At 40.7% G+C, this 2,485-nt stretch carries 2 protein-coding genes; both read left to right on the forward strand.

Features of this window, described 5'->3' with window-relative positions:
• The first annotated feature begins 132 nt into the window (after window positions 1-132).
• Window positions 133-1,677: an IS21 family transposase gene (gene istA / locus ACFVAD_RS24170; RefSeq protein ID WP_386646440.1), complete on the forward strand. Its 1,545-nt coding sequence runs from the start codon at window positions 133-135 to the stop codon at window positions 1,675-1,677.
• Window positions 1,677-2,441, forward strand: a complete 765-nt coding sequence (gene istB, locus ACFVAD_RS24175; protein ID WP_386646443.1) for an IS21-like element IS643 family helper ATPase IstB — start codon at window positions 1,677-1,679, stop codon at window positions 2,439-2,441. Before istA ends, istB begins: the two co-directional genes overlap by 1 nt.
• Window positions 2,442-2,485 lie beyond the last annotated feature (44 nt).

Below are 2,485 nucleotides of genomic sequence, written 5' to 3' on the forward strand. Positions count from 1 at the left end.
TGTAAACGCTAGAATAAAGTTGACACTTTTTGCTCGATAGGATTTTACACTTTTGCTCAATCAACCTACTACTTTAGTAAAATAGTTCGTGACGTTATTTTACTGGAGGTTAGGATTTTGGAGGAGAAGTTAGTGTTATATATCAAGATTCATGAATTACATAAAAGAAAGTTTAAAGTAGCACAAATTGCTAAAGAGCTTAAGGTCTCAAGGCCAACTGTCTATAAATATTTAGAAATGACATTCGATGAAGCTACAGCCTATACTGAACAGCCTTTGGGAAAAAAGAAAAAACTAGATCACTATAAGGACTGGATACTTGCCTGGCTAGAAGAGTACCCCCACCTAAGTAGTGCTCAGATCCATGATTGGCTTTTAGAGAGATACCCCGACCTAGTGGTCGGTGGAAGTACTGTAAGAACATATGTGAGGGGTATTCGAGAAGTCTATCAGATTGAGAAAAAGGTGATTGTCCGTCATTACGAAGCAGTTCCTGAACAGCCCATGGGTAAACAACTCCAGGTAGATTGGGGAGAAACAAAACAGAAAACAGTAAACAACAAAGAAACCAAACTGTACTTTATTGCCTTTGTGCTCGCTAATTCCCGACATAAATATATGGAATGGCAAGCGCGCCCATTTACCACAAGAGATGCGATTCGTTGTCACGAAAATGCGTTTCAGTTCTATGGAGGGCGAACAGAAGAAATTGTCTATGATCAGGATCACTTAATCTCAGTGAGTGAAAATGCAGGACAACTGCTTTTAACAGCTGAATTTCAAAGCTATGTAAACGAGCGTAAATTCAAAGTTCACCTGTGCAGAAGAGCTGATCCGGAATCTAAAGGTATGATTGAAAATGTTGTGAAATACATTAAAGGTAATTTCGCAGACAGCCGTGTGTTTAGTGACATAGAAGATTGGAATGAACGAGCACGACAATGGCTCGAGCGGACTGGAAACCATCAGGTTCACCAGACAACGAAAAAAAGACCAGCAGAAGTGTTTCTCCTCGAAAAGCAACACTTACAGCCAGTCTCTTCGTTACTTTCATATGAAAGCACCAATAATCAAAGTATAACAAGAAGTGTAAGCAAGGACAACACGATTCGGTACAAGTCAAACCGTTATTCCGTTCCACTCGGGACTTATCAAACTATGAGTGAGAACCTTGTTTGGATTGAAGTGAAGGAAGAAGATCATAAGACCCTTGTCATACGTAGAGAAGCAAATGCTGAAGTGATTGCCGAGCATGTGATCAGCTCGGAAAAGGGAAAACTTATTCAAAACCGTCACCATACCCGAGATCGCTCCAAAGGCATTAAGGAGCTTAAGCAACGCCTCATGTCTCTCTTTGAAGATCAGCTTCAAGCAGCTGCATACTTGGATGAGATTAGTCAAAGATACCCAAGGTATCATCGAGACCAGTTTGCGATTATCTATAAAGTAATCCAACAGTATCCAGCGTTAGTTGATTCTGTTTTGAGGAAGTGCATGATAGAGAAGCTTTACAACGCGAATGATTTTCGTGATATCGCTCATCATCTTAATACATTACAAGATGAACCGGCTGAAGAAGTGCAATCCTTTTACACGAGTTCGCTAAAACACTCTCATATCAAAGCCTCTACGCGTTCTCTTAATGCGTATACCAGCATTTTAGGAGGTAGAGCATGATGAACAAGACTGTACATGAACTACAAGATCAATTCCGTCAGCTACGCTTAGCAGAGACTGCGGAGGAGCTCCCACTGCTTCTTCGCGAAGCTGAAAAAGCATCATGGACCTACTTGGAATTTTTAGAGTCTATCACCCGCTATGAATTAGCCAAACGTGAAGCGAAAAGCCTTGAGAAAAGAATGAAATGGGCACGCTTCCCTTTCGTGAAGTCACTAGATGAGTTTGAGCTGAAAGGACAAAACGTTCTGACGGCTCGACAGCTCTCCCAACTCCGTGAATTAAGCTGGCTGGAGCAACAATACAATTTGATCCTTCTCGGTCCCCCTGGCATTGGAAAAACCTATATCGCAATTGGACTTGGACTCGAGGCTGTTTACAGAGGGTTCAATGTTTATTTCGCCACAATGGGTGAACTTGTGCAGCTTCTAAAATCAGAAGAATACTTGAACAAATCTAAAGTTCAACTAAAAAGAATCAGAAATGCCGACCTAGTAATCATCGATGATTTAATGTATATGGCCATGGATCAGAGAGAAGCGAACCTATTTTTTCATTTGATTAATCATTTGTACGAACGAAGTTCGATTATCCTGACATCAAATAAAAGTCCAGATGAATGGGGCAATTTAATAGGAGACCAAGGAATCACCACAGCTATTTTAGATCGTTTACTTCATCGTGTGGAGGTCATCCATGGTGGCGAAGAAGAGGAAAGTCATCGGATGAAAAATCGGAAGAGCATTTTTTCAGCAGAAGTGTAAAAAGGAAACGAGCAAAAAGTGTAAAATTCAACTTGACGTCTACA

It is taken from the genome of Sutcliffiella sp. NPDC057660 (assembly GCF_042800035.1).
Taxonomy (GTDB): domain Bacteria; phylum Bacillota; class Bacilli; order Bacillales; family Bacillaceae_I; genus Sutcliffiella_A.